Origin of the sequence: Phaeobacter sp. CAU 1743 (genome assembly GCF_039839315.1) — a bacterium.
GTDB lineage: Bacteria > Pseudomonadota > Alphaproteobacteria > Rhodobacterales > Rhodobacteraceae > Phycobacter > Phycobacter gallaeciensis_A.
Map to the genome: position 1 here is coordinate 45,818 of NZ_JBDOQR010000009.1, position 17,345 is coordinate 63,162.

A 17,345-nucleotide genomic window follows, 5' to 3' on the forward strand; every position below is an offset into this window, starting at 1 on the left:
TGTCAGCAAAACGTCCGGGCCGGGGCTTGGCAGTGCGCCGCCTTACAGGTAGCTTACTGCGCAAGCGTTCCAAAGGACAATGTCCACGACTGCAAGGAACGCAGAATGGGAGAGATACAACATGAATAAACTTCTGACTGCCGCCGTGGCGGCTGCCGCGGGATTTGCGATTGCCGGTGAGGCTGCCGCGACCGAATGGAACGTGTCGGTCTGGGGCAAACGCCGCGCCTTCACTGAGCATGTCGAGAAACTGGCCGAACTGGTCAGCGAAAAGACCGATGGCGCCTTTACCATGAACGTCAGCTATGGCGGCCTGTCGAAACCGCGTGAGAACCTGGACGGGATCTCGATCGGTGCCTTCGAAATGGCACAGTTCTGCGCCGGCTATCACCGCGACAAGAACCCGTCGATCACCGTGCTGGAGCTGCCGTTCCTGGGCGTGAACAACCTGGCCGAAGAAGTTGCCGTCAGCCACGCTGTCTATGCGCATCCCGCCGCTGCCAAGGATCTGGCGCGCTGGAATGCCAAGCTGCTGATGACTTCGCCCATGCCCCAGTACAACCTGGTCGGCACCGGCGAGCCACGCGACGAACTGGCTGAATTCGACGGCATGCGTGTGCGCGCAACCGGTGGTCTGGGCAAGGCCTTCGAAGCCGTGGGCGGGGTCCCGACCTCGGTGCCTGCGACCGAAGCCTATAACGCGATGGAATCGGGCGTTGTTGATACGGTTGCCTTTGCGCAGCACGCGCATCTGTCCTTTGGCACCATCAACAAGGCAGACTGGTGGACCGCGAACCTGAACCCCGGCACCGTGAACTGCCCGGTTGTGGTCAACACCGACGCCTACGACATGCTGAGCGATGCCGAGCGTGAGGCCCTGGACAGCTCGGTTGACGAGGCGATTGCGCATTACCTCGACAACTACGGCAAGCTGCTGACCAAATGGGACAGCGTGCTGGAAGAAAAAGGCGTTGAGAAAGTCATGATTTCGGAAGAACAGCTGGCCGCGTTCCGCGCCAAGGCTGCCGACCCGATCCGTGAACAGTGGATCAAGGACATGACCGCTCAGGGCATTCCGGGCCAGGAACTCTATGACCTGGTGATGAAAACTCTGGAAGACACACGCGCGGGCAACTAAATCCCGCGTTGCAGGAGCAGGCCGGGACCACTCTCCCGGCCTGTTTTTGTTTCCGTTCTCTTGAAATGAAAGGTGGGGGCCATGGCGGGAAACGCCGCGGTATTGGAAGACGACAGTCTTGTCAGTCGTCTTGACAGACGTTTGTTGCAGGTCGAACAGGTGCTGGCGCTGATCAGCGGTCTGGCGGTCTTTTCTCTTATGGTGCTGGCAGTGGTTTCTGTGGGCGGGCGCAATGCCTTTAACGCCCCGCTGCCGGGGTATGTCGACTGGATCGAACAGGCGATGCCGCTGATCGCCTTCATGGGCATTGCCTATGTGCAGCGCGAAGGTGGTCATATCCGTATGGATATCGTGATCGGCGCCCTGCGCGGCCGGGCCCTGTGGCTGTTCGAACTGTTCTCGGTGCTGTTGATCCTTGCGTTGATGATCTGCCTCGTCTGGGGCAGCTGGGCGCATTTTGCGCGTTCGTTCGATTTCGCCGCGCCCCTGTGGAGCCGTGACAGCTCGATCGACATCGGTATTCCGCTCTGGCCGGCCAAATTGCTGGCGCCGGTGGCCTTCTCGGTTCTGTGCTTGCGTCTTGTGCTGCAGGTTTGGGCCTATGGGCGGGCGCTGGTTCTGGGGCTGGACGCTCCGGCAGCTGTGCCGCTGATTCAGGATGCCGCCGCGCAGGCCGCCCATGAGGCAGAGATGCTGACCGGCCATGACGACGCGCCCGGCGACAGCGCCGACAGCCGAAACTCTCAAGGATAGGAAAAGCACATGGAACCGATTGAAATCGGCCTGTGGGTCACGGGTTTTCTGCTGATCCTGGTCGTCACCGGCATGCGCGTTGCCTTTGCCGCAGCTCTGGCCGGTCTGGTGGGGCTGACATGGATCTTCTGGGCCAAGTTTGGCTATGATCCCTCCCGCTTTACAAAGGCGCTGACCATTGCCGTTAAAACCGCCGGACAGGTGCCGCATTCCAAGGTCTCAAGCCAGGCATTGTCGCTGATCCCGACCTTCATCCTGATCGGCTATCTGGCCTATTACGCAGGTCTGACCAAGGCGCTGTTTGAGGCAGCCAAACGCTGGATCGCTTGGTTGCCGGGCGGACTTGCGGTTTCGACCGTTTTTGCGACTGCCGGCTTCGCCGCCGTGTCTGGCGCCTCTGTTGCGACCTCGGCGGTGTTCGCGCGGATCGCGATCCCGGAAATGCTGGCCATCGGATATAACAAGCAGTTCGCGGCTGGCGTTGTGGCAGCAGGGGGCACGCTGGCCTCGCTAATCCCGCCCTCGGCGATCTTGGTGATCTACGCCATTATCGTTGAACAGGACGTGGGCAAGCTGTTGCTCGCGGGCTTTATCCCCGGCGCCTTCTCCGCGGTGATCTACGGGCTGCTGATCGTCGGCATCGCGATGATCTTCAAAACCGTCGGCCCACCGGTCAAAGGCTTTACCTGGAAGCAGCGGTTTGCGGCCCTGCCGGGCGCGCTGCCGATCATGTTCGTGGTCGTGATCATCATCTTCTTTGTCTACAATCCCTTTGGCGAAGCCTGGGGCACCCCGACAGAAGGGGGCGCACTCGGCGCCTTTGTGGTCTTCCTGATGGCGCTGTGGCGCGGCATGAAATGGGCCGAGCTCAAGTCGGCGCTGCTGGAAACCGCGAAACTGGCGGTGATGATCTTCTCGATCATCTGGGGCGTTCTGATCTACGTGCGCTTCCTCGGTTTTGCCGATCTGCCGGGCGCGTTTTCGGACTGGATCACCTCACTTGAGATGTCGCCGATGCTGATCCTGATCTGCATCCTCTTGGCCTATGCGGTGCTGGGGATGTTCATGGACGCCATCGGGATGCTGCTGCTGACCTTGCCGGTTGTCTATCCGGCGGTGATGGCGCTGAACGGCGGCGAAGCCGTGTCGGCTGCGGATAGTGCATTCGGCATGAACGGCACCATGTGTGCGATCTGGTTCGGCATTCTGGTAGTGAAGATGGCTGAGTTCTGCCTGATTACACCGCCAATCGGGCTCAACTGCTTTGTTGTGGCCGGGGTACGGGATGACCTGACGGTGCAGGACGTGTTCAAGGGCGTGACACCCTTCTTCATCGCCGATGCCATCACCATCGCGCTGTTGGTCGCCTTCCCGGGGATTGTGCTCTACCTGCCATCGCTGGCTGGATAAACGCAAACCGCAGAACAAAGAAAGCATTCCGTCCCTCATTCTGTGAGGGGCGGTTTTTTGTTTGAAAGCCGGAAAATGGGTAGCGGGTATGCCTTGGGGTACTGGCTTTTCCTGATTCGAAACGCCGGTGCGATCGTTAAATGTACGATAAATGAAACTGCGGTCGCAATGCGATCACTTTGCTGCCTGCTCATTTTTTGAGCGTTATCCTTTTGAAAAGTAAGTAGACATCCCAATCCACATGCGAAAGCGCGCTTGATTACGCCTTTTGGATGTTACAGCCACGCATCTGCACTTTTGATCGGAGAAACACAATTGTCTAAATCTTAAATATTGAAGGCGCTAATTCCGCAAATTCATCGTGAAAAATTGTATCACGATGAGATCTTGTAAATTGTAGTGAGGACAAACAATGGTGCGTGACACTCAGGATACCCTTGCAAAGTTTGCTTTGACGGGGAACGACCACGAACAATTGGTTCGGGCTGGCAAGATGGTCATGCCGATCCTTGATGATGCCCTCGAACATTTTTATTCGTTCGCGGTCGCAGATCCCGAGATCGCGCAATTCTTTCCGGACGACAGCGTGATGGCCCACGCCCGGTCCGCGCAAAAAAAGCACTGGCAGCGGCTTCTGTCCGGTACCTTTGACGAGGCCTACTTCGCCTCAGCCGAACGTGTCGGCACGGTGCATTTCAAGATCCAGTTGCCCTTTTCGATGTACCTCTCCGGCTATTCGCGGGCCAATGCATATATTCAGCATCGCTTGCTGGAACGCTCTGGGGCGCTTTTGGGTAAATTCGCCAAGCGCAAACATGGGGAAATCCTTGGCACATTGACCCGTGCCTTTGCCTTTGACACCTATCAGGTAATTGAGGCCTATTTCGCGGCGCAGAAGGCAGAACAGGACACGGCGTTTAAGTATCTTAGTGACGGAATTAAGCGGATGTCGGAACGGGATCTGTCGCAGAGCATCCCCGGCCCCGATGAAAGCGACTACCCCGCACGCTACGATCAGGTGCGCCAGTCGTTCAACGAGTTGATGGGCTCTATGCGGGATATCATCGTTACCATTCAGGATTCGACCGGCAATCTGAACCGCGTGGCCAGCGAGGTGAGCCAGTCTGCTGGGGATCTGTCCCGCCGGACCGAAACCCAGGCGGCGACGCTGGAAGAAACCGCCGCGGCGGTGGAAGAGATCAACAACAGCATGCGTTCCTCAACGGAATCGACGTCAAAGACGGAAGAGGTGGTTCTCGTCACCCGGAACAACGCCGCAACAGGAAATGAGGTCGCCGAACAGGCGGTCCTGAAAATGCGCGAGATTTCGGAGTCATCGGTGCAGATTTCCCAGATCATCAGCGTCATCGACGATATCGCCTTCCAGACCAACCTGCTGGCGCTGAATGCCGGGGTCGAGGCGGCCCGTGCAGGCGATGCCGGTCGTGGCTTTGCCGTGGTAGCCTCCGAGGTGCGGGGACTGGCGCAGCGTGCCGCCAATTCCGCAAAAGAGATCAAAAGCCTCGTGACGTCCAGCACGCAGCATGTCGATGCAGGCGTCGCGATGGTGGATCAGGCGGGTGCCGCGCTTACCAGTATTGTTCAGGAGATTGAGACGGTTTCGGGGCTGACGGCAAATATCGTCAACTCGGCGCGGGCTCAATCGACTGGTCTGTCTGAGATTTCGGTTGGCGTGTCGCAGCTTGATACCGTGACGCAGCAGAATGCGGCCATGGTCGAGGAAACGGCTGCCGCCATCATGTCCCTGCAGCAGGATACACAGGTGCTGTCGGACCTGGTCGGAACCTTCCGGGTGTCAGGGAACGCACCAGTGCCTATCGGAGTCACCAGGGCGGGCCTGTCGGAGGCTCCGTTGGAGTTCATGCCGCGCGCCGTCGGGTACTGAGGCTCATGCCCGGCCTGTAGACCGTGGGGGCGGAGAAAAGCCCGGAAGAGGGCGCCCGATAACCCAAAGCGACGCGTGATCGGCGCGAACTCTGCGGACAAGCCTCGCAGGTTGACGGTGCTTGCCTCAGCGCAACGCGGCACGGCTGCGGTCCGGAACGAAGGCCAGGCAGACCACTGCGAGTGCGCAGGCCAGCATCATGTAAAGCCCGGGGGCGGTTGCGATCCCGGTGCTGGCGATCAAGCTGGTTGCGATCATCGGCGTGAGGCCCCCGAACACGCCGACCCCCAGGTTGAACGCAACCGAATATCCAGACAGGCGATCCTCTTCGGGGAACATCTCTACGAACAACGCCGGGCCAGAGCCAAGCGGAACCGAAAGCAGGGCAAAGGCAAGCAGATGGAACAGCACGACCGGCAGCATCGCGCCACCAGATTGCAGCATCCAAAGGTGCATTGGCCAGCTCAAGAGGCCCAGCCCCAATAGTGCCACGGCGATCCACGTGCGCCGGGCGAGGAACCTGTCCCCGACGATGGCGCCAAGCGGCATCAGGGGGATGACTAGAATCGTCATGGCGGTGTTGATGGTTAAGGCTGTGCTGCGCTCCACCAAGTTCTGACGTGACAGCCATTCCGGCAGGTAGACGAAGGTGATGTAAAAGCACGTCCCATAGCTGGCAGCAAAACCCAGCGCGAGGAGGGTTTCTTTCAGGTTGGTGGTGAAGGCCTGCAAGAGGGGAGAGGTATCCTCGCGTGCGGCGTCATGTTGGCCGAAACGTTCGGACCCATGCAGGTTGCGCCGCATCAGGATGGCGGTAACGCCAAGCAATGCTCCGCCCAGAAACGGAAGGCGCCAGGCGCTGTCCTGCATGGTTTGCGCATCAAACAGGGTAGTGGCCAGCGCGGCCGCGCCGACACCCAGGAGCGATCCAGTCATGGAGCCGATATTCGCCCAGCTGCCGGTTAGACCGCGCCGTCCCGTCGGTGCGGTTTCAACCAGATAGGTCGCAGAGGAGGAAAACTCGCCTCCGACAGAAATGCCCTGCAGGATCCGCACCAGAACCAGCAGCACCGGTGCCAGAACGCCGACCTGCGCATAGGTTGGCAGCAAGCCGAGCAACAGGGTCGGAAGCGCCATCATAGCTACCGAGATCTGCATGGTGCGTGCGCGCCCATAGCGATCTCCGAACCAGCCAAAGACCGCCGCCCCGAGTGGCCGCATCAGAAAACCGGCCGCGAAGATACCGTAGGTGGCGATCAGGCCTGCGGTCGGGTCTTGGGATGGAAAGAACACCGGCGCGATAATGCCCGCCAGATAGCCATAAAGCGCAAAGTCGTACCATTCCACGACATTGCCGATAAAGCCCGCCATAATGCGGTGCCTGAGTTCGGGGTCTTGAATTGCGCCGGTCTGTTGCTGCACGATCATCGGCCTTGATCCGCTCCTTTGGCGTGTTTCGACATCGCCCTTCTCTGCGGTGTCATGTTTCCAAGCATCTGCATTCAATCAAGCCTTTTCCTGAACCGCAGCGATGCAATGGTCATTCCCAGCACCGCAAAGCCGATCAACCAGGCAGCGTCGGGCAGAACGTCGGCCAATCCGGCATCGCGTAGAAAGACGCCGCGGATGATCCGCAGAAAATGCGTAACCGGCAGCAGATCGGCCAAGCGCTGCGCGCCTTCCGGCATGCCCTCGTAGGGAAACATGAACCCCGACAAAAGGATCGAGGGCAGCAGCACGAAAATCGTCATTTGCATCGCCTGCAGCTGGTTCTTGGCAATCGTGGAGATGACCAGCCCAAGCGACAGACTCGCGATGATGAAAAGCAGGGTCACCACCAGCAAGGTCCAGACCGACGCGGTGGTGGTGACCGAAAACAAGGCCCATCCAAGCCCGAGGATGATGGTAACCTGTATCAGGCCGATCCCGACGAAGGGCACGATCTTCCCGATCATCAGCTCCAGCGGACGGATGGGGGTCGCGATGAGCATCTCCATATTGCCCCGTTCGGATTCGCGTACGATTGCCGCGGCGGTGAACATGATCATCGTCATCGTCAGGATGATCCCGACCAGACCGGGCACGATATTGACCACGGTTCGTTGCTCGGGGTTGTAAAACAAGGCGACTTCAAAGGTGGGGGTGGGACGGGTCGATGGTTGGCGCAGCAGCGCCTCAAGCGGCATGGTGCGCAGGGACCGGATCGCGCCGGCCACCAGCGTGTCCGACCCATCCGCGATCCATTGGGCGACGGGGCGCGCGGTGGTGTCCGTTGCGCCCTGGGAAAACCGTGCGCCCACCGCCGGATTGCGGACAAGGCGCTGGCTGACGTCCTTTGGAATGATGAAGGCCGCTCGGACTTCGGCCCGCATGATCGCGCCTTCGGCCTCGGCCACCGTGGCGAACCGGCTTTCAAAGCGGACCACCTGCGTGGCCTCTACCATCTGCACCAGCGCGCGGCTGACGTCCGTATTGCTCTGATCGACGATGGCGGCGGGGATGTGGCGCACCTCCGTGTTGATCGCATAGCCGAACAGGACCAGCTGGATCAGCGGGATCATCACAATCATTCCAAAGGTCAGCCGGTCCCGACGCAGTTGCAGCAACTCCTTGCGGATGATGGCGAGGATATGCCGGTAGGAGATCACGCCGCCCTCTCCGCGGCTCTTTCCCCTGTGGCCAGCACGAACACGTCCTCAAGGTTGGGGCGCGTGGGCTGCGTTTGGGTCTCTGCAAACTCCGCAACGGCCGCCGCCACCGTCGCTTGCGGATCATCGGTTTCCGGGGCGACAAGCACACGCAGCCGCGATCCGACCTGCGCCACCGACAAAATACCTGTGGTGGTCGAAAGATGGCGGCGGACGGGCCTCAGGTCCGGACCCGAGACTTCGATGACGCGCCCCTGCACGCGCGCCATCAGATCACGTGGCGCACCTTCTGCCCGTTTTCGCCCCTGATCCAGGATCGCGATCTGGTGGCAGCGTTCGGCTTCATCCATCAGGTGGGTGGAAACGATGATCGTGGTTCCGCCCTCGACCAGATCAAACAGCTGTTCCCAGAAACTGCGCCGTGTTTCCGGATCGACCGCGGCAGTGGGCTCATCCAGAAACAACAACTCGGGCCGATGCAGAACCGTCGCGGCCAGCGCAAGACGCTGGCGCTGCCCCCCGCTCATCTCACCGGCAAATTTATCGGCCTGCGCGGCCAGATCGTAGGTATCCAGCAGCTCTTTGATCCGGGCGCGTTTTCGGTGGCCGCCGAAATCGTGGATATCGGCGATGAAGCCGAGGTTCTCCAGAACGGTCAGGTCGCGGTAATGCGTGAAACCCTGCGTCATATATCCGATGTGGCGTTTGAGCGGTTCTGCATTGCCCGGAAGCCGCGTACCCAGAACCAGAGCCTCACCGGCGGTGGGTTTCAGCAAACCAAGCAGCATGCGCATGGCGGTCGTTTTGCCCGATCCGTTTGGGCCCAGCAGGCCGTAGACCGTACCTTTGGTGATCTTCAAATCAACCTTGTCGACCGCCGTCTTGGTCCCGAACATGCGGGTCAGCCCATGGGTTTCCACCACAACTCCGCTCATGGCAGATAGGCCGTCACGGGCAATCCGACCGGAAGATCACCGGCCTGCGGTGGCATGTCCACTTCGGCCATATAGACAAGGTGGCTGCGCTGTTCCTTGTTCAAGGCGTAATAGGGTGTGAAGGCAGGCTCGGACTTGATCCAGCGGACGGTGCCGGAAAAGCGGCCCTCGATCCCATCGACCTCAACCTGCACTCCTGCGCCGATCTTGAGGCCTGCCCGGGCGGGTTCCGGAACATAGATCCGGGCAAAGGGTCGATCATCCGTCAACAGGATTGCCACCGGGCTGCCCATCGGCACGCGCTCTCCGAGGCTCCAGGGCAGGTTGTCGAGAATGCCATCACGGGATGCGACGATTGTGAGGTTCTGCAGCCGGATCCGCTCGGCAGCGACCTGCGCATCGGCGGCTCTCAGCTTGGCCTCGGCAATGCGAATGTCCTCTTCGCGCGCGCCGGTTTCGATTTCCAGCAAGGCCTGTTCGGCGCTTCGCAGTTCCGCCAGGGCGGCATTGCGCCGCGCGATGTCCTGATCAAGGCTGGCCTGCGTGATCGTTCCGCGTTTCAGCAACTGGCTGTTGCGCTCGACCGTACTCTGCGCCTCGTGATAGACGGCCCGGGTTCCATCGACCCGGGATTTTGCAATCGCGATTTCTTCCTCGCGCGCGCCGGTTTGCAGCCGCTCCAGATCGGCCTGCGCCTGCGCCCGGTTTGCCAGCGTCACATCAAGGTTGGCTTGCGCCAGCCTGTCATCAAGTTGGACTAGAACCGTCCCCGCCGTCACGCTCTGACCTTCGGCGACGGGCAATTCGGTTATGATCTCGTTGGCGGTCGCGGTGAGAGCAACGCGTTCGCGCGCAAGCACGCCCAGCGCCACATGCGTATCGGGTCCCTGACAAGACGGAATTAGAAGAGGCAGGGCGAAGAGCGCCCGTGTCGCCTGCACCATGAAACTCATCATTGCGATGCCGGTCTCCCCGTCATGACAGCCTCAGCCAGTCTGCACATGTTTTGAACGTCAGGTACATAGGCGCGACCATAGGAACGGCGGCAGCTGCGATCCCTGATTTATGTCAAAGCGTAGGCGCAGGACCGCTTTATCGTCGGTCGGGAATTGGAGGCGATCCCAGTTTTTTGGTGGTCTCCTGGGATAAGGCCGCGTCGGTAAAGGGACAAAACATGGCAATGCGGAACATCGTGATGCCGATTGCACCGGGGCGCTATGACCCGTCAAGCCTGAGCCGGGCCATCACCCTGGCCAAGCGTCTGCCCTGCCATCTGGACGTGGTCTTTCTGCTTCCGGACCCGAAAGAGACATTCATCTATACGGGCATTGAGCCGACCGAACAGGACGGTCCTTTGTCCGACATCCGAGACCGCATGGAAGATCACGGGCGCAGCGCGGCCGAGGCGTCGCGCCGGATGTTTGCCAAGCTACGTAAGGAGGCTGAGTTGGAGCTGCGGCAAAAACCGTCGCTCGCGTCGACTGCCAGCGGCGCATGGCACCGGATCAAGGGGGAGCCGCAGGAGATGATTACCCCCCTGGCCAGACGCGCAGATGCGACGATCTTTACGTCTGAGACCGCCAGATACACTCTGATGGCGGATAATGTTCTGGAGGCTGCCTTGTTGCGGTCAGGGCGCCCGGTGCTCTATCTGCCGGGGGAAGACGGCCAGCAGGTAGATATATCCCGCGTCATGATTGCCTGGGATGGCAGCAGCGCCTGCGTGCGGGCGATCTCGGCCTGGCTCGCCAGTGGTTTGCCGTTGCAGGAGGTTTTTCTCGTGCACGTGGCGGACCCGCACGAGGACCAGCCGAACAGCGACAGTATCCGCGACCATCTTGCCTGGCACGGTGTTCCCTGCACGGTCGAGACCCGCCGCAAGGGCGCCGAGCCCGTCGGTGCCGTGCTGGCAGAAGCCGCAGTCGATCTGCACTGCGGGCTGATCGTCATGGGTGGATATGGTCATTTCCGCAGCTGGGAGGCGATTTTCGGAGGCGTCACGCGCTATATGATACACCATGCCCAACGTTCTCTGTTTATGATGCATTGAGATGAGCGAGACCGTAGCAGATATCCAGACACCCTCGCCAAGCGACAGCACAGGCGCGCATGGGGCCGTCTCCCGCATTGACGGCTCCGTCATTGAGGTGCGCTTTGCAGAGGGCGATTTGCCAAAGATCAATAGCGCGCTTGAGGTAAAGTGGGACCGCCCGAGCAAACTGCTGCTGGAGGTACAACAACACGCCGACCCGACCCATGTGCGCTGCGTTGCCATTCATGAAACGGCGGGGCTGGCCTGCGGAATGCCTGTCCTGGCGACCGGCAGCCCGATCACTGTGCCAGTTGGAGAGCAGGTGTTGGGCCGTATGATTAACGTGGTCGGAGAGACGATCGACAAGGGGCCGGACCTGCCCGAAAGCACGCCACGCCGCGGCATTCACCGGCGCGCCCCGCTATTGTCGGTGCAGAATGCAGGCACCGAGGTTTTTTCGAGCGGAATCAAACTGATCGACCTTCTTGCCCCGCTTGCACGCGGCGGAAAGGCCGCCATGTTCGGTGGCGCCGGGGTTGGCAAGACCGTTCTGATCATGGAACTGATCCGCTCCATCGCTGACCGTTACAAGGGGCAATCGGTCTTTGCCGGGGTTGGTGAGCGGTCCCGCGAGGGACATGAGCTGTGGCTCGACCTCAAACGCTCCGGCGTGATCGACAGAACGGTTCTGGTCTTTGGTCAGATGAACGAGCCACCCGGTGCGCGCTGGCGCGTGGCGCTCTCTGCCCTCACCGTTGCCGAGTATTTCCGAGATGAAATGGCGCAGGACGTCTTGTTCCTGATCGACAATGTTTTTCGCTTTGTTCAGGCCGGTTCAGAGGTCTCGGGTCTGCTGGGGCGTTTGCCGTCGCGCGTGGGCTATCAGCCAACGCTGGCGACGGAAATCGCAGAGCTGGAGGAACGGATTGCCTCGGTCCGCAGCGCAGCGGTTACCTCGATCCAGGCGGTCTATGTTCCGGCCGATGATTTCACCGATCCGGCGGTCGCGGAAACCTTCACCCATCTCGACAGTGCCATCGTGCTCAGCCGGGACATGGCCAGCGAAGGTCTGTATCCCGCGATTGATCCGCTCGCCTCAAGCTCATCGCTCCACGATCCCCTGATTATCGGTCAGCGCCACTATGATACGGCCGAGCGGGTGCGGCGCCTGATCGAGCAGTACAGGGAACTGCAGGAGATCATCTCGCTGCTCGGGATCGACGAGCTGAGCGCGACGGACCGGCAGGCCGTCGGGCGCGCGCGGCGTCTGATCCGGTTCATGACGCAGCCGTTTGTCGTGACCTCACAATTTACCGGACGGGCCGGGGTCTCGGTCAGTCTTGAAGACACGCTGACTGGATGCGAGGCCATTCTGGACGGTGAGACCGACGATTGGGACGAAAGCGCGCTTTATATGGTGGGCACGCTGGAAGACGCCCGGGCGGCGCAAGCCAAGTTGCGGCAGAGCACATGAAACTTGTCGTCGCCACCCCTACGGAGATTGTCGAGGAGGTCGATGACATCGTCTCGGTCCGTGCAAGCGACGATACCGGCGCCTTTGGTATCCAGCCCGGACATGCGGATTTCCTGACGGTCCTGCCAATTTCGGTTGTCAGCTGGCGGACCAAGACGCGTTCCGGAGTGGTTGTAATCCGGGGCGGGATCCTCACGGTGCAGGGCGGGAGCAGGATCGACATCGCCGCCCGCGGCGCCTGGCGCGAGGATCAGCTTTCCGATCTCGGGTCCAGCGCGATTGCGGAATTGCAGCGCGAGGACAGCGACGAAGATGTGACGCGCAAATCCGAACACCGCCTGCATCTGGCCACGATGCGCCAGATCGAACGGTTGCTGCGGGGCGCGCGCAAGGAGACGACCACGCCACGACTGGACGCCGGGGCCAGCCCGGGGGCAGGGGAGGCGCGATCATGAGTGATCCGGACAACAACGAACGCGATGAAATGCTGAAGGTCATCCGCACAACCCAGGACCGGCGCCAGAAATGGCAGGAGGAGGGCGAACGTCCCCTGTGGAAGAACCTTTCGATGATCGGCGCGCTGGGCTGGCTCATCGTCGCGCCAACGCTGCTCGGCGTTTTTTTGGGCCGGTGGCTTGATAGTAAGCTGGGCACCGGTGTTACCTTCAGCGGCGCCCTGACATTTGCGGGCGCCTGTTTCGGCTTTTTCCTTGCATGGCACAGGATGAATGAGAAATGACATTATACCTTTTGTTGAGCCAATTCCTGAACCTGCTTCCCTGGCTGCTTGCGGGCCTCGTCCTGGGGGCTGTCTATTTTGTCCTTTTAGGGCGGACGGTTGCGGCAATCGAAGCTGATGCGGGATGGCGCTGCGCGGCGGTGTTCGTTGTCCTGCGGCTGGTGCTGGCGACCGGGGCATTCGCATTGGCGGCCATGCAGGGCACGGCGCCGCTGATCCTGACGCTGCTGGGGTTCATCGCGGCGCGCATGATCGCCATCCGGCGGGTCAAAGGACAGGGCTGATGGACGCGAGCCCGCTGCTGCCCGATATCCTGTTTCACATCGGCCCGGTGCCGATCAGCCGCGCCGTGGTCACGACCTGGGCGTTGATGCTGGCCATGGCAGCGTTCCTGGGCATCGCCTTGCGCAAACCCGCCCATGATGCCGGCCCTGTTCAGGCGGCGCTCGAAGTTGTGCTGCTCGCCATCGTGAAACAGCTGCGCGAGATCCTCGGGCGTGATCCCTGGCCCTTCCTGCCGCTGCTTGGGTCACTATTTCTGTTCCTCTGCCTTGCCAATCTTGCGGCTGTGCTGCCCGGTGCCACACCGCCCACCGGACATATTGAGACGCCCGCCGCGCTGGCGTTGATCGTCTTCCTGTCGGTGCATTTCTACGGTCTGAAGATTCGCGGCACGGGGCCATATCTGCGGCACTATCTGGAGCCGAGCCCGCTTCTTCTGCCGCTGAATATCCTGTCGGAGCTGACGCGGACCTTTTCGCTGATGATCCGCCTGTTCGGCAACATGATGAGCCACGAGTTCGTCCTGGCCATCGTGGTGTTTCTGACCGGCCTTCTGGTTCCGGTCCCGTTTCTGCTGCTCGGGATCCTGATCGGGATAATCCAAGCCTACATCTTCACCGTTCTCGCCGCCGTCTACATCGCTGCCGCTGTCGGCGCGGTCGAGACATAAGGAAAGGGAAATCATGGACTATATCGAACATGTCAGCGTCATCGGAGCGGCGGTCGCCGTGTCATTCGGTGCGATCATGCCCGCCTATAGCGAGGGGCGTGCCATCGCTGCGGCGATGGAGGCAATTTCCCGGCAACCAGAGGCCGCCGCGACATTATCGCGGACGCTGTTTGTCGGCCTCGCCATGATCGAAACCATGGCGATCTACTGTCTCGTCATCGCGCTGCTGCTTCTTTACGCCAATCCGTTTGTGGGCTGAGAATGCAGATCGACTGGTGGACACTGGGACTTCAGACGGTCAACTTCCTGATCGTCATCTGGCTTCTGAGCCGGTTCCTTTATCGTCCGATCTGCAGGATCATCGAAGAGCGTGAAGCGGCGGACAAGGCCGCAAGCGATGCGGCCAAGGACCAACTGGAAGAAGCGCAGGCCGTCCGGCGCACCTATGAGGACAAGACTGCGCAGCTCGCTGCAGAGCGGCAGGAACGGGAAGCCGCCTTTCACAAATCCCTAGAGGCCGAAAGAGATAAACGCCTTGAGGCGGCGCGCAAAGAGGCAGCGCAGCTGCTGACAGACGCGCGTGCAAAAATCGAAGAGGACAAACATCAGGCGCTGCAATCGCTCAAACATCAGATTGAGGCGCTTGCGACAGATCTGGCGCGGGTGGCGCTTCGTGGTCCCTGTACAGTTCCGGAAACGCTTGCGCAGGTTCAGGCCCATCTTGACGGTCTGGCACAGGGCGATCTCGACAAGCTCAAGGACGACCTGCAGGCCAAGGATGCTGCAATGACCGTGATGACGGCTCATGGCCTCTCGGGTGAGGAGAAGGTGGCCTGGAATGCCTGCCTGTCCAAGTATTTTGGGGCGGACGTAGCCGTGGTTTTCACTGAAAAGGCCGAGATCCTTGGTGGGGCGGAATTGCATTTCCCACATGCCGCCCTGCGGTTTTCCGTGGCCGACCGGCTGAAACGCGCCGCGCAGGCGCTGGAGGTCTGAGCCATGGTTCTGGAAACCCCGCTTTCTGATTGGATATCCGGCGCCCGCGACCGGCTGGAGCAGAACCGCCTTGCGCCTGAGCTGGAGCAGGTCGGACGCGTAGAGCAGATCGGGGACGGCGTCGCGCATGTTTCGGGATTGGGGCAGACGCGTCTTGATGAGCTTTTGCGTTTTGAGGATGGCAGCATGGGAATGGCGATGACCATCGCCGAAGACAGCCTGGGCTGCGTGCTGTTGTCGCCCTATGAGGAAATCACCGCAGGCAGCCGGGTCTTCAACACCGGGACTATCGCGCGGGTTCCGGTTGGCGACGGGTTGCTGGGGCGTATCATATCACCGCTTGGAGAACCTCTGGATGGTGGGCCGCCGGTTGTCGCGGCGCGGTATGATCCGATCGAAAAACCTGCGCCTGGCATCGTTGATCGGGATCTTGTCACCGAACCCTTGCTGACTGGCCTGACCGTGGTCGACGCGATGATCCCCCTTGGGCGGGGGCAGCGTCAGCTCATCATCGGGGACCGGAAGACGGGGAAGACCTCGATCGCGGTCGATACGATCATCAATCAGCGCGACACCGATGTCGTCTGCATCTACGCCTCCATCGGGCAGAAAAGCTCGACCGTGTCGCGCGTGGTCGAATCCATCCGCGCGCATGGGGCCATTGATCGTTGCATCTTCGTTGTGGGGGCCGCTGATGCCGCGCCCGGGGCGCAGTGGATCACCCCCTTTGCGGCCTGTAGCATCGCCGAATATTTTCGCGACCGGGGCCAGCATGCGCTGCTGGTGATGGACGACCTGACCAAACATGCGATGGTCTACCGACAATTGTCGCTTCTGCTGCGCAAGCCCCCGGGGCGCGAGGCCTATCCCGGCGATGTCTTCTACCTGCATTCGCGTTTGCTGGAACGGGCTGCGAAACTGGCGCCCGATCTTGGTGGCGGCTCGCTGACGGCCCTGCCGATTGCGGAAACGCAGGCCGAGAACCTGACCGCCTATATTCCCACCAACCTGATCTCGATCACCGATGGGCAGATCATCGTGGGGCAGAAACTGTTCTATGAGGGGCAAAAGCCCGCGGTGAACGTCGGATTGAGTGTCAGTCGCGTCGGTGGCGCCACGCAGGCCAAGGCAATCAAGTCTCTCGCCCAATCGCTGAAGCTGGACTACGCGCAATACCTTGAGCTGGAAATCTTCACCCGTTTTGGTGCGATGGTGGATGACAAGACCGCCAGAACCATCGCTCATGGCCGTCGGTTAAGGGCGATCCTCGCGCAGCCCGAGTACCAGCCCTTGCCGCTGTCGCTACAGGTTGCCCTGCTGCTGGCCATATCCGACGGTATGCTGGATGAGATGCCGCTGCCGGATATTCCCAAGTTTCGGGAGATGCTGGCGCAGCGCCTGCCAAGCCAGCGCCCCAATGTGGTAGCCGAAATAGACAAAACGCATGCGCTCTCTGATGAGGCCCGCGATGCGCTGCGTGAGTTCGCGAGGTCCTGCGCGGATGAGTTCAACCGCATCCACGGCGCTGAGGGCGCGTCAGGTGGTTGAACTTGCCCGCATAGAGGCCCGGCTCGAAAGCCTTGGGCAGCTTGGCGTTCTGGTCACGGCGATGCGGTCCATGGCGGCTGTGCGGGCACGCGAAGCTCAGGAGGCGCTGATCGGCACACAGGCTTTCTGTGCCACGGTGGACCGCGCGATCGCGAGCCTTAGCCAATTGCCTGGGCGCAAGACACCAGACGAGACTGGCGCGCCTGTCCTGCTGGTGATCACCTCGGAAAACGGATTCGTGGGCGGCTTCAACACGCGCATCATGGAGCATGTGCAAGAGATCCGCATGCCAGAAGAGAGGCTTGTGCTGATCGGGCGGCGCGGTCAGATCCTGGCGGGCGAGATGCACATGCAGCCGGAGATCGCGCTGCCGATGACCTCGCGAGTGAGCGGTGTGACGCAACTTGCGCGGCGGGCGACCAACCGGTTGATGGGAGCGACACACGCGCGGGTGGTCTTTGCCCAGCATGAGAAAAGCGGCACCTACGCGGTCGTGCATCGCCCTGTCCTGCCGCTCGCGGCAGATCCCCCGCAGAATGCCGCTGCTGCGCCGCCGTTGCACCATTTGCCCACGCCAGAGCTGCTGGACCGGCTCGCGGGGGAATATCTCTTTGCCGAGATCGCCCATGCATTGATGGAAAGCCTTGCCTGTGAAAACAATGTGCGGCTGCTGACCATGGATGCGGCGACGCGCAATATCGACTCGCGTTTCGACAAGTTGCGCAGAGAGGAACGGCAGGCCCTGCAGGAGCAGACGACATCGGACATGCTCGATGTCATCGTTGGCTCCGAGGCGGTCGAAGGCAAATAACGC

General features: G+C 60.9%; 18 protein-coding genes. 14 read left to right on the forward strand and 4 right to left on the reverse strand.

What is annotated here, in order from left to right; translation table 11 throughout:
• The first annotated feature begins 121 nt into the window (after positions 1 to 121).
• The 4 genes from AAFO90_RS05605 to AAFO90_RS05620 all read left to right on the forward strand — a co-directional run bounded on the left by AAFO90_RS05605 (position 122) and on the right by AAFO90_RS05620 (position 5,207).
• Positions 122 to 1,138 carry a C4-dicarboxylate TRAP transporter substrate-binding protein gene (locus AAFO90_RS05605; RefSeq protein ID WP_065270510.1) on the forward strand — a complete coding sequence of 339 codons (1,017 nt, stop codon included), beginning with the start codon at positions 122 to 124 and terminating at the stop codon, positions 1,136 to 1,138.
• An 81-nt stretch (positions 1,139 to 1,219) separates the two neighbouring features.
• Positions 1,220 to 1,891 carry a TRAP transporter small permease gene (locus tag AAFO90_RS05610; RefSeq protein ID WP_274833432.1) on the forward strand — a complete coding sequence of 224 codons (672 nt, stop codon included), beginning with the start codon at positions 1,220 to 1,222 and terminating at the stop codon, positions 1,889 to 1,891.
• Positions 1,892 to 1,900: 9 nt separating this feature from the next.
• The gene (locus AAFO90_RS05615) at positions 1,901 to 3,301 is read left to right on the forward strand and encodes a TRAP transporter large permease (RefSeq protein WP_065270508.1); all 1,401 of its coding nucleotides are present in this window, start codon (positions 1,901 to 1,903) and stop codon (positions 3,299 to 3,301) included.
• A 412-nt stretch (positions 3,302 to 3,713) separates the two neighbouring features.
• The gene (locus tag AAFO90_RS05620; RefSeq protein ID WP_347508795.1) at positions 3,714 to 5,207 is read left to right on the forward strand and encodes a globin-coupled sensor protein; all 1,494 of its coding nucleotides are present in this window, start codon (positions 3,714 to 3,716) and stop codon (positions 5,205 to 5,207) included.
• 126 nt (positions 5,208 to 5,333) lie between these two features.
• Here the strand turns inward: AAFO90_RS05620 and AAFO90_RS05625 are convergent, their stop codons facing one another.
• Genes AAFO90_RS05625 through AAFO90_RS05640 form a run of 4 tightly spaced genes read right to left on the reverse strand, consistent with a single transcriptional unit; the run spans position 5,334 to position 9,746 of the window.
• Positions 5,334 to 6,713, reverse strand: a complete 1,380-nt coding sequence (locus AAFO90_RS05625) for an MFS transporter (RefSeq protein WP_347508796.1) — start codon at positions 6,711 to 6,713, stop codon at positions 5,334 to 5,336.
• The gene (locus AAFO90_RS05630; RefSeq protein ID WP_065270505.1) at positions 6,710 to 7,855 is read right to left on the reverse strand and encodes an ABC transporter permease; all 1,146 of its coding nucleotides are present in this window, start codon (positions 7,853 to 7,855) and stop codon (positions 6,710 to 6,712) included. Before AAFO90_RS05630 ends, AAFO90_RS05625 begins: the two co-directional genes overlap by 4 nt.
• The gene (locus AAFO90_RS05635) at positions 7,852 to 8,790 is read right to left on the reverse strand and encodes an ABC transporter ATP-binding protein (RefSeq protein WP_347508797.1); all 939 of its coding nucleotides are present in this window, start codon (positions 8,788 to 8,790) and stop codon (positions 7,852 to 7,854) included. The genes AAFO90_RS05630 and AAFO90_RS05635 overlap by 4 nt, the downstream gene beginning before the upstream one ends.
• Complete coding sequence (locus tag AAFO90_RS05640) at positions 8,787 to 9,746, reverse strand: HlyD family efflux transporter periplasmic adaptor subunit (RefSeq protein WP_347508798.1); 960 nt, start codon at positions 9,744 to 9,746, stop codon at positions 8,787 to 8,789. Before AAFO90_RS05640 ends, AAFO90_RS05635 begins: the two co-directional genes overlap by 4 nt.
• A 218-nt stretch (positions 9,747 to 9,964) precedes the next feature.
• On the opposite strand from AAFO90_RS05640, the gene AAFO90_RS05645 reads away from it, so the two are divergent.
• From AAFO90_RS05645 to AAFO90_RS05690, 10 genes are read left to right on the forward strand one after another with little or no spacing between them, the layout of a single operon-like run.
• Positions 9,965 to 10,840, forward strand: a complete 876-nt coding sequence (locus AAFO90_RS05645) for a universal stress protein (RefSeq protein WP_347508799.1) — start codon at positions 9,965 to 9,967, stop codon at positions 10,838 to 10,840.
• Position 10,841: 1 nt separating this feature from the next.
• Positions 10,842 to 12,296 carry a F0F1 ATP synthase subunit beta gene (gene atpD / locus AAFO90_RS05650; protein WP_347508800.1) on the forward strand — a complete coding sequence of 485 codons (1,455 nt, stop codon included), beginning with the start codon at positions 10,842 to 10,844 and terminating at the stop codon, positions 12,294 to 12,296.
• Positions 12,293 to 12,751 carry a F0F1 ATP synthase subunit epsilon gene (locus AAFO90_RS05655; protein WP_274833440.1) on the forward strand — a complete coding sequence of 153 codons (459 nt, stop codon included), beginning with the start codon at positions 12,293 to 12,295 and terminating at the stop codon, positions 12,749 to 12,751. The genes atpD and AAFO90_RS05655 overlap by 4 nt, the downstream gene beginning before the upstream one ends.
• The gene (locus tag AAFO90_RS05660; RefSeq protein ID WP_065270499.1) at positions 12,748 to 13,035 is read left to right on the forward strand and encodes an AtpZ/AtpI family protein; all 288 of its coding nucleotides are present in this window, start codon (positions 12,748 to 12,750) and stop codon (positions 13,033 to 13,035) included. Before AAFO90_RS05655 ends, AAFO90_RS05660 begins: the two co-directional genes overlap by 4 nt.
• The gene (locus tag AAFO90_RS05665) at positions 13,032 to 13,319 is read left to right on the forward strand and encodes an ATP synthase subunit I (protein ID WP_347508801.1); all 288 of its coding nucleotides are present in this window, start codon (positions 13,032 to 13,034) and stop codon (positions 13,317 to 13,319) included. The genes AAFO90_RS05660 and AAFO90_RS05665 overlap by 4 nt, the downstream gene beginning before the upstream one ends.
• Positions 13,319 to 13,987 carry a F0F1 ATP synthase subunit A gene (gene atpB, locus AAFO90_RS05670; protein WP_065270497.1) on the forward strand — a complete coding sequence of 223 codons (669 nt, stop codon included), beginning with the start codon at positions 13,319 to 13,321 and terminating at the stop codon, positions 13,985 to 13,987. Before AAFO90_RS05665 ends, atpB begins: the two co-directional genes overlap by 1 nt.
• A 13-nt stretch (positions 13,988 to 14,000) precedes the next feature.
• Positions 14,001 to 14,246, forward strand: a complete 246-nt coding sequence (locus AAFO90_RS05675) for a F0F1 ATP synthase subunit C (RefSeq protein ID WP_065270496.1) — start codon at positions 14,001 to 14,003, stop codon at positions 14,244 to 14,246.
• A gap of 2 nt (positions 14,247 to 14,248) precedes the next feature.
• Complete coding sequence (locus AAFO90_RS05680; protein ID WP_347508802.1) at positions 14,249 to 14,983, forward strand: hypothetical protein; 735 nt, start codon at positions 14,249 to 14,251, stop codon at positions 14,981 to 14,983.
• Between the two features lie 3 nt (positions 14,984 to 14,986).
• Entirely contained in the window at positions 14,987 to 16,531 is a 1,545-nt protein-coding gene (locus tag AAFO90_RS05685; RefSeq protein WP_347508803.1) for a F0F1 ATP synthase subunit alpha, read from the forward strand.
• Positions 16,485 to 17,342: a FoF1 ATP synthase subunit gamma gene (locus AAFO90_RS05690; RefSeq protein ID WP_347508804.1), complete on the forward strand. Its 858-nt coding sequence runs from the start codon at positions 16,485 to 16,487 to the stop codon at positions 17,340 to 17,342. The genes AAFO90_RS05685 and AAFO90_RS05690 overlap by 47 nt, the downstream gene beginning before the upstream one ends.
• Positions 17,343 to 17,345: the final 3 nt, after the last annotated feature.